Source organism: Brevibacterium sp. LAARM2_SD2 (assembly GCF_057364785.1).
Genome location: NZ_JBNFOM010000017.1, coordinates 17998 through 41790, shown reverse-complemented (window position 1 = coordinate 41790; position 23793 = coordinate 17998). Strand labels below are relative to the sequence as shown.

The window sequence follows — 23793 nt, the reverse complement described above, 5'->3', positions numbered from 1 at the left end:
CTCAAGGCTGTCCGACAATCACGACATCTCCTGTCAGGTATTCGCATAGAGTGACGACATGCGTGCGGACCGGCTCGTCTCCCTCGTCCTCCTGCTGCGGCAGCGGGGCCGACTGTCGGCGCAGACGCTCGCCCGCGAACTCGAGGTCTCGACGCGCACGGTGCTGCGCGACATCGACGCGCTCTCGGCCGCAGGCGTGCCCGTCTATGCCGAGCGGGGTCGGCACGGCGGCTTCTCCCTTCTGCCCGGCTTCCGCACCGAGCTCACCGGCCTGCGCCACGATGAGGCGCTCGCGCTGCTCACCGCCGGTCTCCCCCGCGGCGAGGAGCTGTTCGGGCTAGCTCCGGCTCTCGGCTCGGGGATGCGCAAACTCGTCGACGCGCTGCCGGAGAGTCACCGCTCCCAGGCGACGACGGTGAGCGAGCGGATCCTCATCGACCCCGACATCGACCTCCTCGCCAGGCCCCGCGCATCGGAGACGGTGCCGGCCGAGGTGCTCGAGTCCGTTCGCCTCGGTGTGCTCCGCGGCCGCAGGCTCCGGCTCCTCTATCGGTCCGCGGGAGGCTCACCCGAGCGCTCACCGAGGTGGCGCATCGTCGATCCGGTCGGACTCGTCTCCGCGCGGGGTCGGGGGTATCTCCTCGCCCTGGCCGGCGGGGAGGATCGGACGTACCGGCTGTCGCGGATCCAGGCCGCTGAACTCCTCGCCGAGGTGGCCGACCGCCCCGAGACCGTCGACCTGCCGGCGCTGTGGCGCGAGCGCAGCGAGCGCTTCCGCACGGCCGGTGACACCGTCGAGGTGACGGTGCGGACGTCAGGCGCCGGCGCCGCGGCCCTGCGCGCGACGGCGATCGACCTCGGTCGGGCGCGGCCGGTCGAGCAGCGGCCTCCCGGGCAGAGCACGGTCGCAGGCGGTGAACTCGACCTCACCGTGACCTTCCAGGATGCCGAGCACGCGATCTGGGCGCTGTGGCAGCTCGGGCCCGATGCCGAGGTCATCGCCCCGGACGACATCCGGGACCACCTCGGCGATCGGGCCCGAGCGATGGCGGCGCGCTATCTTACTTCTGCACCTTCTCAACGGCGGCGTCGATCATCGGGACGTAGCGCTCGAGCGCCCAGGGCACGGTGAGCGGGTTGATGATCGAGGACGCGGTGACGAACGACTGGTCCTCAGGGGCGACGACGGCACCGGCCTTGATCGCGGGAATGTTCGCGTACACGCTCTGCCCCTCGATCTCCTTGCGGCTCGCAGGATCCGAGTAGAACGTGAAGATGAGGTCGGAGTTGTTGAGCTTGTCGGCATTCTCCAGACCGATGAGCGCGGAATCGGTGCCCGGCGCATCGTAGTCGGCGCGCAGCTCCTCGGCGATGGGATCGGGGGTGAGACCGAGCGCCGAGACCATGGCCACGCGCTGCTCCTGCGGGTAGAAGACGCCGAGGGTGCCCGGGCCGTCGTTGTAGATGAAGGAGAAGGTGAGGTCCTTGTACTCATCGCGCTTGGCGCTGTCGAGCTGGCTCTGCACGTCCTCGACGAGCTGCTGCGACTCCTCTTCCTGCCCGAGCGCCTTGCCGATCGTCGTGATCTGGTCGTCCCATTCGATCGTCCACGGCTGCTCCGGGTAGGCGACCGTCGGGGCGATCGCGTCGAGCTGCTCGTACTGGTCGGCGGTGATGCCCGACCATGGGGCGAGGATGACGTCGGGTTCGAGCGAGGCGATCTTCTCGACGTCGAGTTCGGTCGCGCCCTGGAACTGCTCGGGCAGTTCGTCGCCGCGCTCCTGGACGGCCTCGTAGATCCACGGCATGTAGCCGGTGTCATCGCTGCCCCACGCGTACTCCTCCATGCCGACCGGCGTCTTGCCGAGGGCGATCGCGGTCTCCGTCGACCCCTGTCCGAGCGTGACGACGCGCTGCGGCTCCTCCTCGATGACGGCTTGGCCGAGTGCGTGTTCGATCGTCACCGGGGTGAAGTCCGAGGACGCGGTGGCCTCCGACGCCGAGGAGTCTGTGCTGCATGCGCTCGCGGTGAACGCGAGTGCGACGATGGTGCCCGCGGCGAGTGCCCGGCGCGCGAATGGAATCGACATCCCTGCCCTTTCGACAGTGGTGGACCGCGACGCGGTCCGTGTGCTTGACAAGGACAGCCTAACTTAAGTTTTCAAGAGAATTGAAACCCCGGCCGTCATCGACTCAGCTTTTTGCCAGCTGACACCCGGATAATCGTGCTCAGCCGTTGCCACAGTCTCTTTCGGAAGGAACATGGACGACTATCGAAGTCCCGGCTGGGACATCACTTCGCACCACACTCGACAACTTCATCCTGCAGAGGCAGGTGGCCGACGATGACCTGGCTGCTCTCTCTGCTCATCGGCCTCATCGTCGTTCTCCTCATCACGGTGGCCACGGCTACTTCGTGGCCCAGGAGTTCGCCTACATGGCCGTCGACCGCTCCCGCCTCGCGGCCAGATCCGCTGGAGGCGATCGCGCCGCTGATCGCGCGCTGGGCATCACTCGCCGCACCTCCTTCATGCTCTCGGGCGCACAGCTCGGCATCACCGTGACGGGTCTGCTCGTCGGCTACGTCGCCGAGCCGCTCATCGGCACCGCCGTCGGCGAAGCCCTCGGCGGCACCCCGATCCCGACCGGCACCGGCGTCCTCATCGGCACCGTGCTCGCGCTCGTCGTCTCGACGATCATCCAGATGCTCTTCGGCGAGCTCTTCCCGAAGAACCTCGCGATCGCCCGCCCCGAAGCCCTGGCGCTGTGGCTGGCCCGCTCGACCTCGATCTATCTGGCGATCTTCGGGTGGCTCATCAAGATCTTCGACGCCTCCTCGAACGCCCTGCTCAAGGTGCTCGGGATCGAACCCGTCCACGACGTCGATCACGCCGTCAACCGGCGCGACCTCAAGCACATCGTCGCGGAGTCGCGGGAGAGCGGCGACCTCGTCGACGAGGACTCCCTCGTCCTCGACCGCATCCTCGACTTCCCGCAGCAGACCGTCGACCATGCGGTCGTGCCCCGCTCCCGTGTCGACGTCATCGACGAGGGCACCCCGCTGCGCGAGATCCGTGCGCTCATGCAGACCGGGCACTCCCGCTATCCGGTGCTCTCCGACGAGGACGAGGTCATCGGCACGATCGACCTCCTCGACGTCATCGCCGCCGACCCGGACGACGCGGATCTCGCGTCGCTGATGAAGGACCCCGTGTTCGTGCCCGAGTCGCTGCCGCTGCCCGACGCCGTCCGGGTGCTCACCGACAACCACGCCCAGATGGCGTGCGTCGTCGACGAGTTCGGCGGCTTCGCCGGCGTCATCACGATGGAGGACCTCGGCGAGGAGATCGTCGGCGACATCGTCGACGAGCACGACGCCGTCGTCGAGGAGATCGTCGAGATCGTGCCCGGCCGCTGGTCGGCCCCCGGCGTCATCCCGCTCGACGAGGTGGAGCGGGCCCTGCAGCGCGAGCTGCCGGAGACGAGTGCGCAGACCCTGTCCGGTCTCGTCGTCGAGCACGCCAAGGGCTTCCCGGAGGTCGGAGACCGCTTCGAGATCCCCCTGCCGATCGATCCCGGTGATCTCGCCGGTGCCGAGCCGCCCGTCGCCGAGGTGCTCGCCGCCGAAGTCGTGGAGGTCGATTCGCACGTGCCCTCCCGCCTGACCGTGACCATCGAGGAGGCCTCATGATGAGCAACCCGTGGGTCGTCGCGGCCCTGACCATCCTCATCATCGGACTCAGCGCGTTCTTCGTCGCCGTCGAGTTCGCCCTCATCGCGGCCAAGCGCCACCGGCTCGAGGACGCCGCCCCGACGAGCCGTTCGGCCCGGGCGGCCCTGCGCAGCTCGACCGAGCTCTCGGTGCTGCTCGCCGGCTCCCAGCTCGGCATCACGGCCTGCACCCTGGCCCTCGGTGCGATCACGAAGCCCGCCGTCCACTACTGGATCACCCCGATCGCCGAGGCGGCCGGCCTGCCCCTGTGGCTCGCCGACGTCATCGGGTTCGTCCTCGCGCTCGTCATCGTCACGTTCCTCCACCTCGTCGTCGGTGAGATGGCGCCGAAGTCGTGGGCCGTGGCCCACCCGGAGCGGTCGGCGATCATGCTCGCCCTGCCGATGCGGGCGTTCATGTTCGTCACCCGGCCGCTGCTCATCGCGCTCAACAACGCGGCGAACTGGTGCCTCAAGCGCGTCGGCGTCGAACCCGTCGACGAGGTCGACCAGTCGCACAACCCCGACGATCTGCGGCAGCTGCTCCAGCATTCGGCGCAGGCCGGGACGCTCGAGAAGGACGATTCGGACTCCCTGCTCAGCGCCCTGGCGCTGTCGAAGCTCACGCTCGACGACCTCGTCGCCGGGCACGGGGCGCCGACGGTCGTCGGCCCCGGAGCCACCGCCGGGGACGTGCGCAGCGCCTCACACGAGAAGCGGCACCGCCGCATCCTCGTGCGGTCGGAGGAGAACGGACCCCCGACCCACATGGTCCACGTGCGCGACGTCCTCATGCTCGACGACGCCGACCCCGTCACCGAGGCGCTGCGACCGGTCACCGTGCTGCCGGGCACGATGACCGTCATTCAGGCGTTCGCCGTGATGAAGGAGGAGGGCTCACAGCTCGCTCTCGTCGAGCGCGCCGACGGGACGCTCGGTGTCGTCACCGCCACCGACGTGCTCCGCTACCTGCTCTCCGCGGGCGCGGACTCGACCGTCGCCGACGCCCCGACGAAATGAGTCGGGACTCGGTAACGTGAGTCGGGCTCGGTGACGTGAGCTGAGAGTGCTCCCGAGGTGGATTCCGCTCGAGATCGACGCGAGAGTCGAGCGGAATCCACCTCGAGGCGCCTCCCGCGGTGCCGCGTTAGCCCCACGCGATGCCGAATCGACCTCGCGCGAGGCTGGCGCGACCTCCCGCGCTGCTGCCGCGGTCGTCTGCTCACAGCGGAAAGCCTCGCGAGCCGACGTCGGTCGGCCTAGGCTCACAGCATGGACGACCAACGCGCCCCCGTGACCCCGCCCCGGCTCTGGCGAGAGACCCTCGGCCGCGTGCTGCGGGTGCGGCGTACGGAGCTCGCGCTCACCCTCGCCGCCGTCTCGAAGCTGTCGGGGGTCTCCACGCAGTACCTCTCCGAGATCGAACGCGGCCTCAAGGATCCCTCTTCGGAGGTCATCGAGGCGATCGCCGCCGTCCTCGGCCTCTCCCTCCCTCAGGTCCTCGTGCTCGCCGCCGCCGATCTCCAGGCCGGCTCGCTCCAGCTCGCCCGCCTCGCCCAGGCTCCCGCACCCGCGCGGAGCACCGGCCAGGCTCAGCTCTCACTCGCGGCCTGAGCCCCTGCAGCACGGCGAACGCACAGCCCGGCGAACCTCCGCCATACCGAACCCACAGGACGTCAATCCCACAGCTCGGCAAGCCGCCAGCCCGGCGTCCCACCTCGCGCCCGGCACCCCAACCCACCTCCAGCGCGGCGCACCCGCCTCACACGATCTGGTCGACGATCCCGAACGCCTTCGCCGCGGTCGCGTCGAGGACGAGGTCACGGTCGAGATCGGCGTGGATCTGCTCGGGAGTCCGCCCCGTGTCGGCGGCGAGCATCGCCTCGACCTCTCGGCGCTGCCGGACGATCTCGTCGGCGGCGACGATGAGGTCCGGGATCGTCCCCCGCGCCCCGTCCGCGTGCGGCTGCCGCAGGACGACCCGGGCGTGGGCGAGCATCGACCGCTGCCCCGCCTCTCCCCCGGCGAGCAGCACCGCGGCGTCGGCGACCGCCTGTCCGACACACGTCGTCGCGACCGGCGCGGACACGTGCGACATCGCGTCATAGACCGCGGTCATCGCGGTGAGCGAACCGCCCGGTGAGTTGATGTAGAGGTGGATCGGCACCTCCTGGCTGGACGCTTCGAGGTGAAGGAGTTGAGCGATGACGGTGTTGGCGACGCCGTCGTCGATCGGCACGCCGAGGTAGATGATCCGATTGCCGAGCAGGTGCGAGTAGACGTCGACGATCTTCTCGGAGTTCCCCGACCGGTCGACGACGTGGGGGATCGTGTACTGGCTCATCACCGGGCTCCGTCCGTCGCGAGTCCGTGCGTGCGCCCCGGTCCCAGCGGCGCGAAGAGCTCGGAGGAGGCGGACACGACCCGGTCGATGAAGCCGTACTCGACGGCCGCCTCGGCGGAGAACCATTTGTCGCGCAGGGAATCGTGGAACACCTGGTCGAAGGTCTGCCCGGTCGCCTCGCTGATGCGGGTGAGGACGGAGTCGCGGACGTCGCGCAGGTCCCCGCCCTGGAGTTCGATGTCGGCGGCCGCGCCCCCGATCCCCGCCGACCCCTGGTGGAGGAGGATCTTCGCGTGCGGGAGCGCCAGGCGCTTGCCGGGCGTGCCCATCGTGAGGACGAACTGCCCCGCCGAGGCGGCCCACCCGAACGCGATCGTCACGACATCGTTCGGCAGGGCGGCGATGACATCGGCGATCGCGTGCATCATGGCACCGACCCGCCCGGGGAGTTGATCCAGAGGAAGATGTCGGCGGCCGGGTCCTCGGCCGAGAGGAGGATGAGGCGGGAGGCGATCTCCATGCCGTTGTCGTCGCGCAGCTCGCCGTTGAAGACGACCGAGCGGTGGGCGAAGAGCATGCGCTGGGATTCGGGGACGGGGGTCACGGTGGGGACGTCGTCGTTCTCGTCCCAGACCGGTGGAGCGGTGAGTGTGAACATGTCCCCACGATGACAGCGCCGAGGCGGTCGCCGGTGCGGATTCTGCCGGGAGCGGATCGTGCCTGCCGTGGGCAGACGCGCGTGCTATCGTCGACAGCGCAGGAACTGTTGGGGGAAGGCGGGTGCGATGCTGAGTCTGTGGATGGCGATCCAGCTCATCGTCGTCGTGCTCAGCGCCGATGTCGATGCGGTGCTTCCGCAGTCGCCGGCGCATCTTCTCGTCCTCGTCCTCCTCGGTGCCGCGTTCCTCACTCCCGTCGGGGTGTGGGCGGCGAGTGCGCTCGTGCGCGTGCTCTCCCTGGCCCCGCACGGTCCGTGGATGCGCCGTGAGCCCTCGGCGGTCCGCGACTTCCGCATGCCGGCCGCACCCGGCACCCCGGGCACCGTGATGGCCAGAGCGCCGTCCTTCGTCGTCTCAGCCCACGCCTGAACGACGACTCCTCTGCGATGCTCTGACGGGACTGCCCCCTGCCTCGGCGCTGCGCTGTTGGCATGTCCCCGTTGCCCCACCTCGGCGCTGCCCCGTTGGCATGGCCCCGTTGTCCCGCCTCGGTGCTGCCCCGTTGGCACGGCCCCGTTGCCCCGCCTCGGTGCTGTCCTGTTGGCACGGCCCCGTTGCCCCGCCTCGGCGCGGGAGTCCAGCAGCTTATTCCTCGTTCAGGTGACGACCCCACCCCTGTGCCCGAGCACTGTCGCAGTGCGCGTGCACGCCGCGTGAGCCCGGTTCCGTGCTCACCCGGACGAACGAAGGACACCGTCTGTGAACATCTACGAATTCCCACCCATCAAACTCCTCGTCTCCGGCGCGTACTGGCTCGTCACCGCGCTCAGCGACCTCCTCCAACCGCTCGCCGGTGAGAGCAGTGCGGCGATCGCCGTCATCGTGCTCACCCTCGCCGTGCGCACCCTCCTCATCCCCGTCGGCCTCTCGCAGGTCAGGGCCGGCATCACACGGAAGCGCCTGGCCCCGAAGATCGCCGAGCTGCAGAAGCGGCACAAGGGGAACCAGCAGGTCATGCAGGAGAAGCTCATGGAGCTCTATCGGGAGGAGAACGCCTCCCCGTTCGCCGGCTGCCTGCCGGTGCTCCTGCAGATTCCCGTGCTCATGGCCGTCTACGGCCTCTTCGTCCAGCCGACGATCGGCGGTCAGGCCAACGAGCTGCTCGGGCACACGCTCTTCGGGATTCCGCTGAGCTCGAGCCTCGTCGGTCTCATCGGCGCAGGCGACCTCACCTGGGTCGCGGGACTGCTCTATGCCGGGCTCATCGTCGCGATCGCCGTCGTCGCCGCGCTCTCCCGCCACCTGCTCATGCCGCAGCCGACCACCTCGGCGGCCGACTCCGCGACCCAGCTGCCCGGCGGGGTCGACCTGTCGGGGATGACGCGGATGCTCAGTTTCATGCCGTTCCTCACCGCCGTCTTCGCCGCGTTCGTGCCGCTCGCCGCGACCCTCTACCTCATGACGACGACCGCGTGGACACTCGTCGAGCGGATCACGATCAACCGCGCCCTCGGCGTCGATCACACGGGCGCCCACGGGCCTAGGCAGCGCCTTCAACGCCCTGCAGACACAACAACGCGGTGATCCGACATTTACGCCCTTTGCAAAGGGCGTAAATGTCGGATCACCGCGTCGAAGAGGGTGGCGCCTCGCGCCGGCGACCGGTCAGGCCGCCAGCGGAGCCGCCTCGGTGCGAGGAGCCACCGTGAGCTGTCCGTCGACGACGGTGACGTCGACGGTTCCGCCTTCGGCGACAGCCTCGGTGACGAGGATGTCGGCGATCCGGTCATCGAGCTCGCGCTGGATGACGCGGCGCAGCGGCCGCGCACCGAACTCGGGCTCGTAACCGGCCTCGGCGAGCCAGTCCATGGCGTCCTGAGACACCTCGAGGGCGATGCCCTGGCGCGAGAGCCGATCGATCGACTGCTCGAGCTGGAGCCCGACGATCTCCCGCAGCTGCACCCGGTCGAGGCGGGTGAACATCACGGTGTCGTCGATCCGGTTGAGGAACTCCGGCCGCATGACCTCCTTGAGCCGACCCATCACCTTCGCCTTGAGGTCCCGCTCGGTCACCGTGGCATCGGCCGAGGTGAAGCCCAGCGGCGTCGATGCCCCGATGAACTCGGAGCCCAGGTTGGACGTCATGATGATGACGGTGTTGCGGAAGTCGACCGTGCGTCCCTGACCATCGGTGAGCCGACCGTCGTCGAGGACCTGGAGGAGCAGGTTGAACGCGTCCGGGTGCGCCTTCTCGACCTCGTCGAGGAGGATCACCGAGTACGGACGGCGCCTGACCTGCTCCGTGAGCTGACCGGCCTCGTCGTAGCCGACGTACCCGGGAGGGGCGCCGACGAGACGGGACACGGTGTGCCGCTCCCCGAACTCGCTCATGTCGAACCGGATCATCGCCGACTCGTCGTCGAACAGCGTCGACGCGAGCGCCTTCGCCAGCTCCGTCTTGCCCACGCCCGTGGGGCCGAGGAAGAGGAAGCTGCCGATGGGCCGGGCGGGATCGCCCATCCCGGTCTGCGACCGGCGGATGGCCTTCGACACCGCGGACACGGCGTCGTCCTGACCGACCACGCGACCGTGGAGCATGTCCTCGAGTCCTGCGAGCCGGATCTTCGTCTCCTGCGTCATCGACGAGGCCGGGATCCCGGTGGCCCGGGAGACGACCTGAGCGATCTGCTCGGCGTCGACGACGCCGTCCTCCCCGTCATTCGCCGAGGTGGTCCTCGAGTTGAGGATCTCCTCGAGCCGATCGGTGAGGTGGGAGATCTCATCGCGGATCTCGCCGGCCCGCTCGAAGTTCTCGGCCGCTATCGCCGAGTTCTTCTCCGCCTCGAGCTCGCCGAGCTCGGAGCGCATCGCTGCCGTGTCGACGACCGGACCCCGCTTGAGCGAGAGCCGGGCGCCGGCCTGGTCGATGAGGTCGATGGCCTTGTCCGGCAGGTACCGGTCGGTGATGTAGCGGTGCGAGAGTTCGACGGCGGCGCGGATCGCCTCGGCGTCGTAGGTGACACCGTGGTGCTCGGCGTACCGATCGGCGAGTCCGGCGAGGATCGTCACCGCGTCCTCGATGGTCGGTTCGCCGACCATGACCGGCTGGAAGCGGCGAGCGAGCGCCGAATCCTTCTCGATCGTGCGGAACTCACGCAGCGTCGTCGCGCCGAGGAGGTGGAGATCCCCACGGGCCAGGCGCGGCTTGAGGATGTTGCCGGCGTCCATCGAATTCGATTCGCCGCTGCCGCCTGCTCCCACGAGGGTGTGGAGCTCGTCGACGAAGACGATCGTGTCTCCGTCCTCGGCGATCTCGTCGAGCGTCTTCGTCAGACGCTCTTCGAAGTCACCGCGGTAGCGGGTGCCGGCGAGCATGCCGGGCAGGTCGAGGGCGATGACCCGCTTGCCGAGGAGCTGAGCGGGGATGTCGCCGGATTCGATGGCCTGCGCCAGTCCTTCGGCGATCGCCGTCTTGCCGACGCCGGCCTCACCGATGAGAACGGGGTTGTTCTTCGTGCGGCGGGCGAGGATCTCGATGGTCTCCTCGATCTCCGTGGCACGACCGATGACCGGGTCGAGCCGGCCTTCAGCGGCGAGCGCCGTGAGGTCGGTGCCGAACTTCTCGAGCATCGACTCCCCCTCACCGGACTCGGTCGTCCCGCCCTGCGTCTGCTTGGCTTCGGCCGCTTGGGCACCGGCCTGCAGGGTCGCCTGCGTGACCCCGGCCTGCGCGAGGATCCGCCCGGCGGGCATCTCCTGGTTGAGGACGAAGGCGAAGAAGAGGTGTTCGGGGTCGATGTAGGTCGAGCCGAACGCGCGGGCGACCTGGTAGGCGTCGAGCAGCGACTTCTGGGCAGCGCCGGTCAGTGTCGGCGCGCCCTCGGTCTCGCGTGCCTCGGCGGATTCGGGCAGGCGCTCGTCGATGGCCCGGGCGATCGCCTCGGGGTCCGCGCCGACCTGGCGCAGGGACGCCGAGCCGTGCTCGGAATCGACCATCACGCGCAGCAGGTGGAGGGCGTCGACCTCTTCCTGTCCGCGCCGCCGCGAGTACTCGGCAGCGCCATCGACGACTTCACGCGTGCGCTTGGACAGCAACCGGTTGATGTCGACGGAACGGCCCTGCCGTGGTGTGTTCTGACCCTGCAGATAGCGGGCGAGGAACTCGTCGAAAGAGCCTTCGCCACCACTGGAAGGTCCGAAGAAGTTAGCCAAAACGGTCTCCTTTGGAAGTTGAGCCAGGGTGACTCATATACGTCTGTTTGACTCAATCAACGAGAATCCTCCCGGTGATATTCCCCGTCCCTCCCCGGCGTGATGGAGGTCTCGCTTACCCATCGGAACCAAGGCTCTGACCAGTGATTTCACCGATCCAGACGGGCCTGGCGGTCGGCCGCGCGATGGCTGCGACCGGTGACCGGGCGGGATCCGACCACCTCGGCGAGTCCGATCGGGGGCATGCCCACGTAGATCGACTCCGCACCGGCCACCGGGTAGGTCTCATGCCACACGCCGACGGCACGCGGCGCATTCCGCGCGCGCCGATTGAAGGCCGACCATGCGGGTCGGTGGGACGCCTGCGGATCGGAGGCGTAGGCATAGAGCTTCTCGAGCGAACTCCAGTACTGCACCGTCCACGGACGCGCGGGTCGGCGATCAGCCGGAAGCCGAGGAGTCCGGAGTCGGGGTCCTGCGAGAGCTCGCGGAGCATCGGCGGCATCGCCTGGAAGACGGGCAGCCAGAGGTCGGGGCGCCACCACTGACGGATGCGCATGCCGATGTGGAAGACGACGAGTTCGCCGTCGTAATCATGGGTGAGTCGAGTCGTCGTCATCGTGAGCTCCTGACATAATGGATACCTGCACTCTCCAATATTGGATAGTTATACTGTCCAATGTCAAGGGGACGGAGGGTGGAATCAGCCGGAAGAAGGATCAGACGCAAGAAGGAGGACTCTGTGCGGATCTCTGAGCTGTCGCGACGCAGCGACGTGCCGGTGGCGACGATCAAGTACTACCTGCGGGAGGGACTGCTGCCGGCCGGCGAGCGGACGTCGGCGACGCAGGCGGTCTACTCCGAGGCGCACGTCGACCGTCTCGAGCTCATCCGCGCCCTCCTCGGCCCGGCCCGACTGAGCATCGAGGCGGCCAAACGCGTGCTCGGCGTCATCGACGATCCGCCGGAGACGTTCTCCGAGGTGCTCGGCGCGGCACAGCACGCGACGATGCCCGCGCAGGCCCCCCGTCAAGCAGGCCCACCCCGTCAGACAGGCTCGTCCCGTCAGGGGCCAGAGGGAACCAGCACCGAGGCGGCCCTCGGCCTCGTCGCCGAACTCGGGTGGACGATCGACCCCGACAGCGTCGAAGTCGACCAGCTCGCCACGGCGCTGCGGGCTCTCGATGCGGCGGGCATCGACCTCATCGACGGCGGCCTCGCTCGCTACGGGCGCACCGTCCACGACCTCGCCGAGGCGGAGGTCGACACCGTGCCCACCGCCGAGATCGACAGCGCCGTGCGGCAGGCGGTGCTCGGCACCCTGCTCCTCGAACCGGTACTGCTCGCCCTGCGCCGCCTCGCCCAACAGGACGTTGCGATCAGACGGTTCAGGGAGGGCTGACCTCGACTCTCAGCTTGTCGTCAATCGCAGTCGGCCGGTCATCCCCGAGGCGGCCGAACCCACTACCCCTGGGACGGCCAGCCGTTGGGCGTGCAGCCGGACAGGCCCTTCGTCTGCTGCTGCATGAGCGGGGCGGTCTCCCCCGAACCCGGGCACGATTCGTGGCCGTGACCGAGCGCATGCCCGACCTCGTGGTTGATGAGGTACTGCCGGTACTGCGTGATGTCGTCGAACTCCGGAGTCGCGCTCACCCAGCGCTTGGCATTGAGGATGACGTTCGGGCCGTTGCGGCACGAGAGCTTCCCGAGCGTCTTGAGCGGCAGGCACATCTCATCGACGGTGTTCGGGCTCGCGATACTGATCATCGCGTCCTGCCCCGAATCGACGAGTTCGATCGACACGTCGTCGATGTCCTGCCAGCCGCGCTCGTCCTGGAGGGTCGCGATGATGAAGTCGGAGGCGCCATCGACGTCGATGGGCAGATTGTCCTCGACCCGGACGGCGACCGTGAACGCCCTGCCGCCGTCGCGGTTGGGCCCGACCTCAGCGGCCGGGCGCGCCCATTTCCCGCTGCCCTGCATCTCGATGTCGCCTTCGGTCACGCCGACCGCACCGGCCGAATCACCGCCGGGTCCCGTGGCCGTCGGTCCTGGGAGATCGGCCGGGTCGGTCACCGACGGGGCAGCGATCGTCTCGACCGCCTGCGGTGTCGGCCGGGTCTCCTCGGCCTCCTCGGGCGCGCACGCGCTGACGGCGGTGAGGAGGGCAGCGACGACCAACGCCGAGGCGGCGCGACCGATCCGTGCAGCGCGCGGACTGCGGCCGGTGGGGATGAGGGGCGGAATCACACCTGCGAGTCTAGCCGCGGGTTCCCTCTCTCTGCCGGATCTCAGTCCCTGCCGGATCTCGGTCTCTGCCGGATCGCGGTCTCTGCCGGATCGCGGTCTCTGCCGAGTCTCGAAGCGACGGGCACCGTACGCTCAGAACGTCAGCTCCCCGCCCGGACCGCGCAGCCGCGCCCGCAGGCGGCGCTCGGGCCCGGTGGCGACCTCGGTGTCACCGGCCCCGAGGACCTCGAGCATGCTCCGCGTCGCAGCGACGTAGGGCACCTCGACGATGAACTCGAGGAGATCGAGGGAGGGCAGGGCCGCCTCGGCGGGATGGACCGAGTCACCCCAGTCGATGAGGAACGGCTGGATCCCCTCCTGCGGGAGCGGGGACCGGCTCGTCAGCTGCCACGCGAGGAGGTTCCCCTCGGCGGTCTCGCGCGACATGTCCCTGACCTCGCCGACGTCGATGCCCGCGGTGCGCACGGCGGCGACCGTCGCCGCCATGGCCGGCGGGTGGATCGCCCACGTGCGCAGGGTCGGGGCGGTCGCGAGATGCGCGTCGAGCGGCAGCGTGCCGTCGGCCGGAGCCTCCTGCTCGGGATCGGGTCCGAGGATCTCGAGATACGTGTGCGCCCCGTCCGGCCGGCCAGCCGGTGCCAGCCCGATGAGGAAGTTCGCCGTCCCGAGTCCGGGGTGCCGGCCGCCGGGCACGGCCGGCACTCCGGTGGCCCGTTCGATCTCCGCGACCGCCGCGGGCAGGTCGGGGACGGTGACGACGAGGTGGTCGAGATGGGCGGGGATCAGAGCAGCCATGTGCCACCGGGTCCTTCCAGTCGGGCGTGGAGAGCGTCGGTCTCCCCCGCTTCGACCTCGATTCTCGCATCGAGAGCTGCGAGCACGGCGCGGGTGTCCGCGACCGTGGGGCTCGTCGCCCAGAACTGGGCGAGGGCGACGGTCGGCATCGCGCGGCTCGCCGGGTGCGGGGTGTCCAGCCAGTCGATGAGGAAGGGCTGGATCCCGCCGAGCGCGAGCGGAGTCCGTCGCGTCAGCCGCCACCGCAGGGTCTCACCATCCGGTGTCCGGCGGGACATATCGAACACCGCGCCGAGGTCGACGGGCGGATCCGTCGCCTCCGCGGCAGCCGCGACGGCCCGGTCGAATCCCCGCGGATGGATCGCCCACCGCTGCACGAGCGGTGCGGTGACCCCCGCGAGCGCCGGGGCAGTGCGGGCGCCGTCGGGTCGGGTGCCGTCGGGTCTGGGGCCGTCGGGTCCGGCGCCGTCGGGTCAGCGGCGGGATCGGGGTTCTGCTCGGGGTCGGGCCCGAGGAGCTCGAGGTAGCCGCGCTCGGTCCGGGTCCCGGCGATCTCGAGCCCGAGCAGCGCGTTCGCGGTGCCGCGCCCGGGGTGCGCCCCTCCGGACACCGGACGAACACCGAGAATCGCCTCACATTGCTCAACAGATTGCGCGAGATCCGGGACGGCGATGACGAGATGATCGAAGGTCGCAGGCAGCATCATGTCTCAATATTAAGGCACGAATTGACAGTCATGACGCGGATGGGATTGACTTCAGGGCATGCAGACGACCACCTGGGACGCGACACGGCGAATGCCGATGTGCGCCGACGCGGAATCGATTCACCGCGTCGATTGTTGAGCTAAAAAGCTCCACCGGCGCCGCGATCTCCGCAGCCCCACTGACACCGCCCCGCCTGCTCGAAGGACTTCACCACCATGACGGACCTCCGTCCCCGGCACCGCGCGACCGCTGTGCCTGCTGCCCGCCTCGGCGGAACCACCCGGCGCAGTGTGCTCGGCGTCGGTCTCGGCCTCGGGGCGCTCGCCGCACTGAGCGCCTGCACCCCGACCGACACCGATCCGCTCACCGACGGTCCGCCCGTGAACGGCGGGGTGCTCACGTACTTCGAGCCGCAGACGTGGACGCTCCTCTACCCGCCGTCCGTCGGCTTCTACCCCAACGGCGGGATCATGAACAACATCTCCGCGCGCCTGCTCTGGCAGGACCCTGAGACCCTCGAGCTCTTCCCGTGGCTGGCGACCGCGCTGCCGGAGATCAGCGCCGACGCCACCGAGTTCACGTTCACCCTGCGGCAGGGCGTCACGTACTCCGACGGGTCCCCGCTGACGGCGGCGAACGTCGCGAAGAACTTCGACCTCTTCGGCCGCGGCGACGAATCGCGCACCCTGCCCGTGTCCGAGCAGATCTCGAACTACGACCGTGCCGAGGTCCTCGACGACCGTCGCGTGCGCTTCCACTTCACCGCGCCCTCCCCCGGCTTCGCGCAGGCGACATCGACGATGAACGCGGGACTCCTCGCCGATTCCACCCTCGACCTCGACGCCGAGGGCTTCGGTCCCGGCAGCGCGACGAAGATCCACACGGCCGGTCCCTTCCGCATCACCGCCGAGACGATCGGGACGAAGCTCTCGATCCGCGCCCGGGAGGACTACGACTGGGCGCCGCCGCACCTGAAGCATCAGGGACGGCCGTACCTCGACGGCATCGACTACCTCGTCAACAGCGAGTACTCGGTGCGCATCGGCGCAGTGCTCTCCGGCCAGGCCGACGGCGTCCGCGACGTCCAGGCCCCCGACGAGCCGCGCGTGTCCGAGCAGGGGCTGCGCCTCTATGCGAAGGCGACGAACGGGATCAACAACAGCATCAACTTCCGCTTCCGCCACCCCCTGCTCGCCGACATCCGCGTCCGCCGGGCCCTCATCTCGGCGATCGACCGCCAGGAGATCGTCGACAAGCTCTTCACCCCGAACTACCCGCTCGCCACGGGGCTGCTCGCGCAGGGCGCGATGGGCTACACGGACCAGACCGGGGCCTGGGTCTACGACCCCGCCGCGGCGAACCGCCTCCTCGACGAGGCGGGCTGGGCCGAACGCGGGGCCGGCGGGTACCGCGTCAAGGACGGACAGGTCCTCGCGCTCACCGTCAACACGGCACTGCCGCAGCCGCGGTCGAACGAGGTGCAGACGCTCGTCCAGCAGCAGCTGCGCCGCGTCGGGGTGCGCCTGTCGATCAACCCCGGCGACCAGGCGAAGCAGACGCTCGACGCCCTCGACCTCGACTCGATCCAGATCTACCACTCGATGGTCGCCCGGGCCGACTACGACAACCTGCGGTCGAACTACGCCTCGGTCAACCGGGACGTCTTCCTCAACGCCGCCGGCCGCGACGACGCCGCGGACGACACCGTCGACCCGGAGATCGACCGTCTCCTCGACGCCCTGGCCTCCGAACCGGCGACGGCGCGTCGCCAGGCCGCCGCCGAGGCGGTCCAGTCCTACCTCGTCGACCAGGCCTACGTCCTCCCGTTCTTCGAGGAGCCGCAGGTCTTCGCCTTCCGCCGCCGCGTCCATGGTTTCGCCACCGAACCCGTGGGCCGCCCCGACTTCTACAGCACCTGGATTGCGAGCTGATGATGATCGACCTGAGATACCTCTGGCTGCGGCTCGGACAGGCTCTCCTCGTCCTGCTGCTCGCCTTCACCGCGGCGTTCGTCCTCCTCTCCGTCATCCCCGGGGACGGGGTGACCGCCCGCTTCGCCGATCCCGCGCTCGGACTCTCGGCCGACCAGGTCGCGGCGATCCGCGCGGAGACCGGCGCGGACGAACCGCTGCTCACCCGCTACCTCATCACGCTCGGCGGGTTCCTCACCGGGAACTTCGGGTTCTCCGTGCAGACGGGAGCCGCCGTGTCGACGATCGTCGCCGCCGCCCTGCCCTCGACGCTCGCACTCGCGGTCTCCGGTTTCCTCACCGCGGTCGTCCTCGGCGTGCTCATCGCGGTGTTCGCGACCTTCGGCCCGACGACCGGCCCGCGGGCGTGGGTGCGCCGGGTCCTCGACTCCGTGCCGAGCCTCTTCATCTCGATCCCCGTGTTCTGGCTCGGGATCCTCCTCATCCAGGTGTTCTCGTTCCAGCTCGGCTTCGTCTCCGTCGTCTCCCCCGGCCCCGCCGAGGCGCTCGTCCTCCCCACGCTCACCGTCGCCGTCCCGCTGTCGGCCCCGATCGCGCAGGTCCTCATCCGCTCGATCACCGAGGTCAAGGCCGCGGGCTTCGTCAAGGTGACGGCCGCGAAGGGGGCCTCCGAGCTGTGGATCCTCGTCCACGCCGTCGCCCGCAACGCGCTGCTGCCGGGGCTGACGATCGTCGGCCTGATCTTCGGCGAACTCGTCGCCGGCGCCGTCGTCACGGAGACCGTGTTCGGCCGCAACGGCATCGGCCAGATCACCGCGCAGGCGGTGACGAACCGCGACAATCCGATCCTGCTCGCCGTCGTCGTCCTCGCCACGCTCGGCTATGTCGTCATCAACCTCGTCGTCGACCTCCTCTACCCCGTCGTCGACGTCCGACTCCGACGCGGCCGGGGAACCGCCTCGGCGCGGGGACTGCGGAGACCATCGCAGACGGCGACACGACAACGGACACCCGACGACCGGACGAAGCAGGCCCTGGCGGCGAGCGCGAGCAGCGTCGGCGTCGAGCTGGACTGGGGTACCGACGATCATGCGACGAGGAAGGCGAGGCCATGAGCTTCATCTCGAGTCTCACCCGCACGAGCCTCAACCGACCGACCGGTGACGGCACCGGCCCCGACGGGTCCCGCGGCAGTCGGTCCGGCGGCACTCGCTTCAGCGTCACTCGGCTCGGGGCGGCGGGCGCGGTCATCGGGCCGGCGACCGCGGTGTCGGCGCTCGTGCTCCTCATCGCCGTCGCCTGGGCGCTCGTGCCCGGTCTCTTCACGCAGTACGATCCCAATGACGGCGGGGACACCGCGGCCCTTCTCGCGCCGAGCGCCGACCACTGGTTCGGCACCGATCAGACGGGCCGCGACGTCTTCGCCCGGGTCGTCCACGGCGCGTCCCAGTCGCTGCTGGCGGCCCTCGTCGCCGTCGGCGTCGGGCTCATCGTCGGCACCGGGATCGGGCTCATCGCCGGCACGCGCCGCGGCTGGGTCGATGACGTGCTCATGCGCGCCGTCGACGTCCTCCTCTCGATCCCCGCGATCCTGCTCAGCCTCTCGATCGTCATCGTCCTCGGCTTCGGCACGATCAACGCGGCGATCGCGGTCGGCGTCACCGCGATTGCGCAGTTCGCGCGTCTGACGAGGTCAGAGGCCGTGCGGATCAACACGAGTGACTACGTCGCCGCGGCCTACGGGTCCGGCGGCACGTACTGGTCGGTGCTCGGGCGCCACATCCTCCCGAACTCGATCTCCCCGGTCCTCACGCTCGCCGTCCTCCAGATCGGGTCGGCGATCCTCCAGATCTCGACGCTCGGCTTCCTCGGCTACGGCACCCCGCCGCCGACCCCGGAATGGGGCCTCATCATCGCCGAGGGCCGCAACTTCGTCGCCACCGCATGGTGGCTGACGGTCCTGCCCGGCCTCGTCGTCATGGCCGTCGTGCTCGCCACCCACCAGATCGGCAACACCCTGCGAAAGGTCACCTCATGACCCTCTCGACCGCTCCCGCTGTCACCGCGCCGGCTCCCGCCGGGTCCGCTGCGCTGCTCGCCGTCCGCGGTCTCACCGTCGACTACTCCCGCCGAGGCGGTTCCGCCGATCCCGCGGTCGACGACGTCGACCTCGTCGTCCGTCCGGGTGAGACGACGGCGGTCGTCGGCGAGTCCGGGTCGGGCAAATCGACGACGGCGAACGCCGTCCTCGGCCTCCTCCCGGAGACCGCGCGGGTGACCTCAGGAGGGATCCGCCTCGGCGACGTCGATCTCACGACGCTGTCCCGGCAGGGCTGGCGCGGGGTGCGCGGGGCGCAGATCGGGTATGTGCCGCAGGATCCCGGGAACTCGCTCAACCCGCTGCAGACCGTGGGGACGTCCGTCGCCGAGGCGCTGCGCATCCACAAGCGGGCCGACCGCCGGGCCGCTCGCGCCCAGGTCATCGACCTCCTCGAACGCGTCGGCATCGACCGGCCCATGATGCGCGCCGACCAGTATCCGCACGAGCTCTCCGGGGGCATGCGCCAGCGGGTGCTCATCGCGGCGGCGATCGCGCTGCGGCCCCGGCTGCTCATCGCCGACGAGCCGACCTCGGCTCTCGACGTCACGGTGCAGAAGCGCATCCTCGACCTCCTCGACGAGCTGCGCGCGGAGACGGGCATGGGCGTCCTCCTCATCACCCACGATCTCGCGGTCGCCGGTGAGCGGGCCGACGAGGTCGTCGTCATGCGCGCAGGCCGCGTCGTCGAGACCGGGACGGCGGCCGACATCTTCTCCCGTCCGGCGGCCGATTACACCGCCCGGCTCCTCGCCGACGCCCCCGCGCTGCACGCGCGGACCGGGCTCCGGGACCGGGTGGCCCGCGATATTGGTGAGCCTGGTGAGAGCCCCTTCGTCGCGGTCGAGGGGCTCACGCAGATCTACGCCCGCGGGGACGACGCTCCTGGTGAGAACGGGACTGCCGGTGAGAACGGGACTGATGGTGAGAGCGGGACTGCCGGCCGCCTCGGCGAGGTCATCGGGGTCGAGGACGTCTCGCTCACGGTCGCGCGCGGGACGACGCACGGCATCGTCGGGGAGTCGGGGTCGGGGAAGACGACGACGGGTCGGGCGCTCGCCGGGTTCCTCACCCCGCAGGCCGGGACGGTGCGGATCGGAGAGATCGATGCCGCGGACCTCGGCGTCGGCCGGGACCGCCGGGCGCGGCTGCGGAGCCTGCGGCGGACCGTCCAGCTCGTCCACCAGAACCCGTATTCGGCGCTCGACCCGCAGCAGTCGATCGGGGCGATCCTCACCGAACCGCTGCGGAACTTCCGGATCGGAACCCGGGCCGAGCGCGGTGCGCGCGTGACCGCGATGCTCGAGCGAGTCGCACTGCCGACGGCGTTCGTCGATCGGCGGCCGCGGGAGCTCTCGGGCGGGCAGCTGCAGCGCGTCGCGATCGCCCGTGCGCTCATCGCCGGACCCGAGCTCGTCGTCCTCGACGAGGCGGTCTCCGCTCTCGACGTCACGGTGCAGGCGCAGATCCTCGACCTCCTCGGGCAGCTGCAGACCGAGCTGGGACTGACGTACGTCTTCATCTCCCACGACCTCTCCGTGGTGCGCCAGATCGCTGATACCGTGTCCGTCATGTCGCGCGGACACCTCGTCGAGAGCGGTCGGACGGAGGACCTCTTCACCCGACCGCAGACCGCCTACACGCGCTCGCTCCTCGACGCGATCCCCCGGCCGCTGGACCTGCCAGCCCCTGCCGCCTCCACTCCTTCCGCTCCGACAGAAAGCTGAGACACCGATGACTGAGAACTCTGCGACTGAGAACTCTGCGACTGGGAACTCTGCGACTGAGACCACGAACACCACACCGGTGGGCCCGACGCTCGGGTTCTTCACCCGCCTCCTCGAGGATGCTCCGGCTGACCAGCGGTATCGCTTCGCGCTCGAGCAGATCGAGCAGGCCGAGCGCTTCGGATTCGGCACGGCATGGGTCGCCCAGCACCATTTCTCCGCCGCCGAGGGCGGACTGCCCTCCCCGCTCGTCTTCCTCTCCCACGCCGCCGCGCGGACGGACGGATCCGGTTGGGCACGGCGATCATCACCCTGCCGATGGAGAACGCGGTGCGCGTGGCCGAGGACGCCGCGGTCGTCGACGTGCTCGCCGCAGGACGGCTGGAGATCGGCCTCGGCTCGGGCGGCAATCCCCGATCGTTCCCGGCCTTCGGCACGACGTTCGATGAGCGGCGCGAGGTCTTCGCCGACAACCTCGCGACCCTGCGCACGCTGCTCCGCGGTGATGCGCTCGAGACCGGTCACCTCCTCTATCCGGGACCGGACAGCGTTGGGTCGGCGGATGGCGGGGCGGCCCCCGGTGAGGCGGGTGGGTCGGCGGCCGGGTCTGCCTCGGATGGCTCGCAGACTCGGCGCGGCCTCGGTGATCGGCTCTGGCAGGCGACGTTCTCCGCCGGTGGGGCCGGTGCTGCGGGAGCTGCCGGGGACGGCCTCATGCTCTCGCGCACGCAGCCGCGACCCGGCGACAACCTCGGGGCGAGCCTCGATGAGATCCAACTGCCCGTCATCGACACGTACCTCGAGGCGCTGCCGGCGGGTGTCGCACCGCGGATCCTCGCGTCGCGGACCGCCGTCGTCGCCGATGCCGAGGACCTGCCCCGTCTGCGCGCGCTCACCGAACCCGCACTGCGCGCCGAGGCGGACCGGCTCGTCGGGTACGACACCTCGGGCCTCGACCTCGACGAGCTGCTCACCGCGACGGACACCTACCTCGGCACGCCGGAGCAGATCATCGAGCGGCTCGCGGCCGACCGGGTGCTCGGGCGGGTGTCGGATGTCAGCTTCCAGGTCCATTCGGTGCCGGCGACGAACGCGCACACCCTGCGCTCGATCGAGCTGCTCGCCACCGAGGTGGCCCCCGCCCTCGGCCTGCGCGTCGACGGGGCGGCTCCGGCGGAGTCTGCGGGGATCGCACAGTCCGCGGGGGTCGCAGAGTCTGCGGGAGGCGCACGGTCAGCGGGAATCGCAGAATCCGCAGGGGTCGCGCCATGACCGACATCATCAACACGCTCGCGGGCATCGCCCCCGGTGACCCGCTCGATCTCGTCCGCGACCACCGCGCGCAGGCGAAGGAGAATGCGCAGCTGAGCTTCGAGGCGCTCCTCGAACCCGAGGACCCCGGCGACTTCTCCCACCGCGATCGCTACGTCGTCGCCGCGTTCACCGCGGGGTTGCTCGGATCGAGCGCGGGTGAGGAGTTCTACCGCGATCTCCTCCGCGACGAGGACGAGGCCGCCTCGTGGGCCGTGGCGGAGCTCCTCGACGAGGTCGTCGTCGACCTCGATGCCAGCGGTCCCGTGCGAGGGCCCTTCGGGTCCTACGGTTCTGCGGCCCTGGCCGCGGAGAGCGTTCCCGGGCCGGAGCTCGTCGTCGACGCGAAGTCACGGGAGACGCTCGGTCCGGTCACCTCGGCGGCGCTCGAGTTCGCTCACCTGCTCGTGCTCCATCCCCGCGATGCCGGGCCGGAGGATCTCGTGCGGCTGCTCGCGGCCGGCTGGGATGAGGACGGGATCGTCACGCTCGCGCAGCTCGTGTCGTTCCTTAACTTCCAGATCCGGCTGAGCGTCGGGCTGACCGCGCTCTCTCACGCGCCGGCGGCGGCCGAGGAGCAGGTCCCGCTGCGCCCGCTGACTCCCGCGGAGGCCCCGGATCGGTCCACCGCCTCGGCGGCTGATCGGACCTCTGCCACCGGGAAGGAGTCCCCGGACATCGCCGAGGCGCGCGCCCGGGTGAGCACGTATCCCGAGCTGAGGCGGCCCGAGGTGTTCCAGCAGGCGGGGCTCGGGTGGGTGCCGTGGATCGCGCCGGTCGCCGAGGCGGATCTCACCGAGGCTCAGCGCGCTGCCCTCATCGAGGCCGGACGGGCGAAGAATCCCTACTTCCGTCTGCTCGCGCGGGATCCGGCGGCGCTGCGGGCGCGGACGCTGACGGATCTCGACATCTTCTTCAACGTCAGCGACGGGGTCGGGCGGGCGGAGCGGGAGCTCGCGGCGACGGCGGCCTCACGGCTCAACGGGTGCCTGTTCTGCGCGTCGATCCATGCCGACCGCGCGACCGAGGAGTCGGGGCGGCGGGACCTCGTGCAGGCGCTGCTCGACGAGGGGACGGGGACGGCGTCGCGCCTCGGCGATCCGGTATGGGATGCCATCGTCGACGCCTCGGTCGCGCTCAGCCTCACGCCGTCGGCGTTCGGGCCCGAGCGCGTCGGGGCGCTGCGCGAGGCGGGCCTCGATGATGCGGAGATCGTCGATGTGCTCGGCGGGGCGGCGTTCTTCAATTGGGCGAACCGGCTCATGCTCTCCCTCGGCGAACCCGAGCTCATCGCGCCGGGGAAGTAGGGCGCGGGAGTCCTACGCGCGGAAGCAGGGCTGCTGGGCCGGCGCGAGTCAGACGTCGGGTGTCGAGCTCACGCGATGTCCATGAGCGTCGAGCGGATGAGGAAGCGGTTGCCGGTCGGCGATTCGACGCTGAATCCGCTGCCGCGGCCGGGGACGACGTCGACGGTGAGGTGGGTGTGCTTCCAGTACTCGAACTGCTCGGCCGACATCCAGAAGTCGATGCCCGAGGTCGTCTCCCCCTTCGCGTTGGGCGCGGGCAGCGGCAGCTCGAAGTGGCCGAGGAGGACGTCGGCGTCGGAGGTGATGAAGTCGCCTTCGGGGAAGCACATCGGCGAAGATCCGTCGCAGCAGCCGCCGGACTGATGGAACATCAGCTGGCCGTGCTTGGCGACGAAATCGCCGAGGAGGTCGACGGCGGCCTGCGTCATCGCGACCCGTGACTTCGACTCCCCCTCGATCGTGGGCGCGGAGTCGAGAACCGCAACGGACGTCTGCTCGGGCGTCGTCGACGTCTGTTCGGGGGTATCGGTCATGGCACTCCTTCGTGCTGCATCATTCGTCATCCGAGCGGCGATCTTCGAAGTCGAGAACGCCACCGACGTTCTTCCAGCCTAGGGTGACCGGTCCGATCGAACAATAGGTGCTGTGCCCACCGCGCACCGTCCACGACATCGCAGAGAGTGTCGAAAGCTGGTCCACCGGCGGAACGTCGTGGATCGCTGTTCTGATCACGTCGAGCTG

The 23793-nt window shown here is 69.9% G+C and carries 21 protein-coding genes and 4 pseudogenes; 13 read left to right on the top strand and 12 right to left on the bottom strand.

Going from position 1 to position 23793, the window contains the following annotated elements; translation table 11 throughout:
• Positions 1-58 precede the first annotated feature (58 nt).
• Positions 59-1132 (top strand): helix-turn-helix transcriptional regulator, encoded by a 1074-nt coding sequence (locus AC2W7K_RS11790; protein ID WP_211978050.1) that lies wholly within the window; start codon positions 59-61, stop codon positions 1130-1132.
• Here the strand turns inward: AC2W7K_RS11790 and AC2W7K_RS11785 are convergent.
• Complete coding sequence (locus AC2W7K_RS11785; RefSeq protein ID WP_211978051.1) at positions 1062-2090, bottom strand: iron-siderophore ABC transporter substrate-binding protein; 1029 nt, start codon at positions 2088-2090, stop codon at positions 1062-1064. The genes AC2W7K_RS11790 and AC2W7K_RS11785 overlap by 71 nt on opposite strands.
• Positions 2091-2416: 326 nt before the next feature.
• Between AC2W7K_RS11785 and AC2W7K_RS11780 the strand changes: the two genes are divergently transcribed.
• The 3 genes from AC2W7K_RS11780 to AC2W7K_RS11770 all read left to right on the top strand — a co-directional run bounded on the left by AC2W7K_RS11780 (position 2417) and on the right by AC2W7K_RS11770 (position 5325).
• A complete protein-coding gene (locus AC2W7K_RS11780) occupies positions 2417-3691 on the top strand; it encodes a hemolysin family protein (protein WP_486006215.1) in 1275 nt (424 codons plus the stop codon).
• Positions 3691-4731, top strand: a complete 1041-nt coding sequence (locus AC2W7K_RS11775) for a CNNM domain-containing protein (RefSeq protein WP_211978052.1) — start codon at positions 3691-3693, stop codon at positions 4729-4731. The genes AC2W7K_RS11780 and AC2W7K_RS11775 overlap by 1 nt, the downstream gene beginning before the upstream one ends.
• Before the next feature lie 252 nt (positions 4732-4983).
• Complete coding sequence (locus AC2W7K_RS11770) at positions 4984-5325, top strand: helix-turn-helix domain-containing protein (protein ID WP_211978053.1); 342 nt, start codon at positions 4984-4986, stop codon at positions 5323-5325.
• A 148-nt stretch (positions 5326-5473) separates the two neighbouring features.
• On the opposite strand, the gene AC2W7K_RS11765 is transcribed toward AC2W7K_RS11770, so the two are convergent.
• Together AC2W7K_RS11765 and AC2W7K_RS11760 are read right to left on the bottom strand one after the other, a co-directional pair.
• The gene (locus AC2W7K_RS11765) at positions 5474-6055 is read right to left on the bottom strand and encodes a ClpP family protease (protein WP_211978054.1); all 582 of its coding nucleotides are present in this window, start codon (positions 6053-6055) and stop codon (positions 5474-5476) included.
• Positions 6055-6632 (bottom strand): annotated as a pseudogene (locus tag AC2W7K_RS11760) (ClpP family protease). Before AC2W7K_RS11760 ends, AC2W7K_RS11765 begins: the two are co-directional and overlap by 1 nt.
• Positions 6633-6840: 208 nt before the next feature.
• Here AC2W7K_RS11760 and AC2W7K_RS11755 point away from each other — a divergent pair.
• Together AC2W7K_RS11755 and AC2W7K_RS11750 are read left to right on the top strand one after the other, a co-directional pair.
• The gene (locus AC2W7K_RS11755) at positions 6841-7143 is read left to right on the top strand and encodes a hypothetical protein (RefSeq protein WP_198500626.1); all 303 of its coding nucleotides are present in this window, start codon (positions 6841-6843) and stop codon (positions 7141-7143) included.
• Between the two features lie 330 nt (positions 7144-7473).
• Positions 7474-8298: a YidC/Oxa1 family membrane protein insertase gene (locus AC2W7K_RS11750; protein ID WP_486006214.1), complete on the top strand. Its 825-nt coding sequence runs from the start codon at positions 7474-7476 to the stop codon at positions 8296-8298.
• Positions 8299-8379: 81 nt separating this feature from the next.
• On the opposite strand, the gene AC2W7K_RS11745 is transcribed toward AC2W7K_RS11750, so the two are convergent.
• The 3 genes and pseudogenes from AC2W7K_RS11745 to AC2W7K_RS11735 all read right to left on the bottom strand — a co-directional run.
• On the bottom strand, positions 8380-10926 hold the full coding sequence (locus AC2W7K_RS11745; RefSeq protein ID WP_198500624.1) for an ATP-dependent Clp protease ATP-binding subunit: 2547 nt from the start codon (positions 10924-10926) through the stop codon (positions 8380-8382).
• A 149-nt stretch (positions 10927-11075) separates the two neighbouring features.
• Positions 11076-11342 (bottom strand): monooxygenase family protein, encoded by a 267-nt coding sequence (locus AC2W7K_RS11740; protein WP_486006213.1) that lies wholly within the window; start codon positions 11340-11342, stop codon positions 11076-11078.
• An 86-nt stretch (positions 11343-11428) separates the two neighbouring features.
• A pseudogene (locus tag AC2W7K_RS11735) lies at positions 11429-11485 on the bottom strand (DUF4188 domain-containing protein); the annotation flags it as partial.
• A gap of 183 nt (positions 11486-11668) precedes the next feature.
• Between AC2W7K_RS11735 and AC2W7K_RS11730 the strand changes: the two are divergent.
• Positions 11669-12328 (top strand): MerR family transcriptional regulator, encoded by a 660-nt coding sequence (locus tag AC2W7K_RS11730; protein ID WP_198500622.1) that lies wholly within the window; start codon positions 11669-11671, stop codon positions 12326-12328.
• Between the two features lie 62 nt (positions 12329-12390).
• On the opposite strand, the gene AC2W7K_RS11725 is transcribed toward AC2W7K_RS11730, so the two are convergent.
• The 4 genes and pseudogenes from AC2W7K_RS11725 to AC2W7K_RS11710 all read right to left on the bottom strand — a co-directional run.
• On the bottom strand, positions 12391-13176 hold the full coding sequence (locus AC2W7K_RS11725) for a DUF3152 domain-containing protein (RefSeq protein ID WP_232623842.1): 786 nt from the start codon (positions 13174-13176) through the stop codon (positions 12391-12393).
• 132 nt (positions 13177-13308) lie between these two features.
• Positions 13309-13971, bottom strand: coding sequence for a VOC family protein (locus tag AC2W7K_RS11720; RefSeq protein WP_198500621.1), 663 nt, complete (start codon positions 13969-13971; stop codon positions 13309-13311).
• Complete coding sequence (locus AC2W7K_RS11715; RefSeq protein ID WP_486006212.1) at positions 13959-14348, bottom strand: VOC family protein; 390 nt, start codon at positions 14346-14348, stop codon at positions 13959-13961. The genes AC2W7K_RS11720 and AC2W7K_RS11715 overlap by 13 nt, the downstream gene beginning before the upstream one ends.
• Before the next feature lie 149 nt (positions 14349-14497).
• A pseudogene (locus tag AC2W7K_RS11710) lies at positions 14498-14674 on the bottom strand (VOC family protein); the annotation flags it as partial.
• A gap of 219 nt (positions 14675-14893) precedes the next feature.
• Here AC2W7K_RS11710 and AC2W7K_RS11705 point away from each other — a divergent pair.
• The 6 genes and pseudogenes from AC2W7K_RS11705 (at position 14894) to AC2W7K_RS11680 (ending at position 23052) form a co-directional block, all read left to right on the top strand.
• On the top strand, positions 14894-16609 hold the full coding sequence (locus AC2W7K_RS11705; RefSeq protein ID WP_211978057.1) for a TIGR04028 family ABC transporter substrate-binding protein: 1716 nt from the start codon (positions 14894-14896) through the stop codon (positions 16607-16609).
• Positions 16610-16611: 2 nt separating this feature from the next.
• On the top strand, positions 16612-17724 hold the full coding sequence (locus tag AC2W7K_RS11700) for an ABC transporter permease (protein ID WP_344251404.1): 1113 nt from the start codon (positions 16612-16614) through the stop codon (positions 17722-17724).
• The gene (locus AC2W7K_RS11695; RefSeq protein WP_211978059.1) at positions 17721-18647 is read left to right on the top strand and encodes an ABC transporter permease; all 927 of its coding nucleotides are present in this window, start codon (positions 17721-17723) and stop codon (positions 18645-18647) included. The genes AC2W7K_RS11700 and AC2W7K_RS11695 overlap by 4 nt, the downstream gene beginning before the upstream one ends.
• A complete protein-coding gene (locus AC2W7K_RS11690) occupies positions 18644-20434 on the top strand; it encodes a dipeptide ABC transporter ATP-binding protein (RefSeq protein ID WP_211978060.1) in 1791 nt (596 codons plus the stop codon). The genes AC2W7K_RS11695 and AC2W7K_RS11690 overlap by 4 nt, the downstream gene beginning before the upstream one ends.
• Positions 20435-20441: 7 nt before the next feature.
• Positions 20442-21706: pseudogene (locus AC2W7K_RS11685) on the top strand (LLM class flavin-dependent oxidoreductase).
• Positions 21703-23052, top strand: a complete 1350-nt coding sequence (locus tag AC2W7K_RS11680) for an alkylhydroperoxidase domain protein (protein ID WP_211978062.1) — start codon at positions 21703-21705, stop codon at positions 23050-23052. Before AC2W7K_RS11685 ends, AC2W7K_RS11680 begins: the two are co-directional and overlap by 4 nt.
• Positions 23053-23120: 68 nt before the next feature.
• Here AC2W7K_RS11680 and AC2W7K_RS11675 read toward each other — a convergent pair whose 3' ends face one another.
• A complete protein-coding gene (locus AC2W7K_RS11675; RefSeq protein WP_486006211.1) occupies positions 23121-23585 on the bottom strand; it encodes a DUF779 domain-containing protein in 465 nt (154 codons plus the stop codon).
• Positions 23586-23604: 19 nt separating this feature from the next.
• Complete coding sequence (locus tag AC2W7K_RS11670) at positions 23605-23784, bottom strand: hypothetical protein (protein WP_211978064.1); 180 nt, start codon at positions 23782-23784, stop codon at positions 23605-23607.
• Positions 23785-23793: the final 9 nt, after the last annotated feature.

Bases quoted from the DNA above. Each gene is read 5' to 3' on its own strand.
- AC2W7K_RS11695 (WP_211978059.1), top strand. From the start codon at position 17,721: ATGAGCTTCATCTCGAGTCTCACCCGCACGAGCCTCAACCGACCGACC.
- AC2W7K_RS11705 (WP_211978057.1), top strand. From the start codon at position 14,894: ATGACGGACCTCCGTCCCCGGCACCGCGCGACCGCTGTGCCTGCTGCC.
- AC2W7K_RS11790 (WP_211978050.1), top strand. From the start codon at position 59: ATGCGTGCGGACCGGCTCGTCTCCCTCGTCCTCCTGCTGCGGCAGCGG.
- AC2W7K_RS11720 (WP_198500621.1), bottom strand. From the start codon at position 13,971: ATGGCTGCTCTGATCCCCGCCCATCTCGACCACCTCGTCGTCACCGTC.
- AC2W7K_RS11700 (WP_344251404.1), top strand. From the start codon at position 16,612: ATGATCGACCTGAGATACCTCTGGCTGCGGCTCGGACAGGCTCTCCTC.
- AC2W7K_RS11680 (WP_211978062.1), top strand. From the start codon at position 21,703: ATGACCGACATCATCAACACGCTCGCGGGCATCGCCCCCGGTGACCCG.
- AC2W7K_RS11765 (WP_211978054.1), bottom strand. From the start codon at position 6,055: ATGAGCCAGTACACGATCCCCCACGTCGTCGACCGGTCGGGGAACTCC.
- AC2W7K_RS11770 (WP_211978053.1), top strand. From the start codon at position 4,984: ATGGACGACCAACGCGCCCCCGTGACCCCGCCCCGGCTCTGGCGAGAG.
- AC2W7K_RS11675 (WP_486006211.1), bottom strand. From the start codon at position 23,585: ATGACCGATACCCCCGAACAGACGTCGACGACGCCCGAGCAGACGTCC.
- AC2W7K_RS11755 (WP_198500626.1), top strand. From the start codon at position 6,841: ATGCTGAGTCTGTGGATGGCGATCCAGCTCATCGTCGTCGTGCTCAGC.
- AC2W7K_RS11690 (WP_211978060.1), top strand. From the start codon at position 18,644: ATGACCCTCTCGACCGCTCCCGCTGTCACCGCGCCGGCTCCCGCCGGG.
- AC2W7K_RS11785 (WP_211978051.1), bottom strand. From the start codon at position 2,090: ATGTCGATTCCATTCGCGCGCCGGGCACTCGCCGCGGGCACCATCGTC.
- AC2W7K_RS11775 (WP_211978052.1), top strand. From the start codon at position 3,691: ATGAGCAACCCGTGGGTCGTCGCGGCCCTGACCATCCTCATCATCGGA.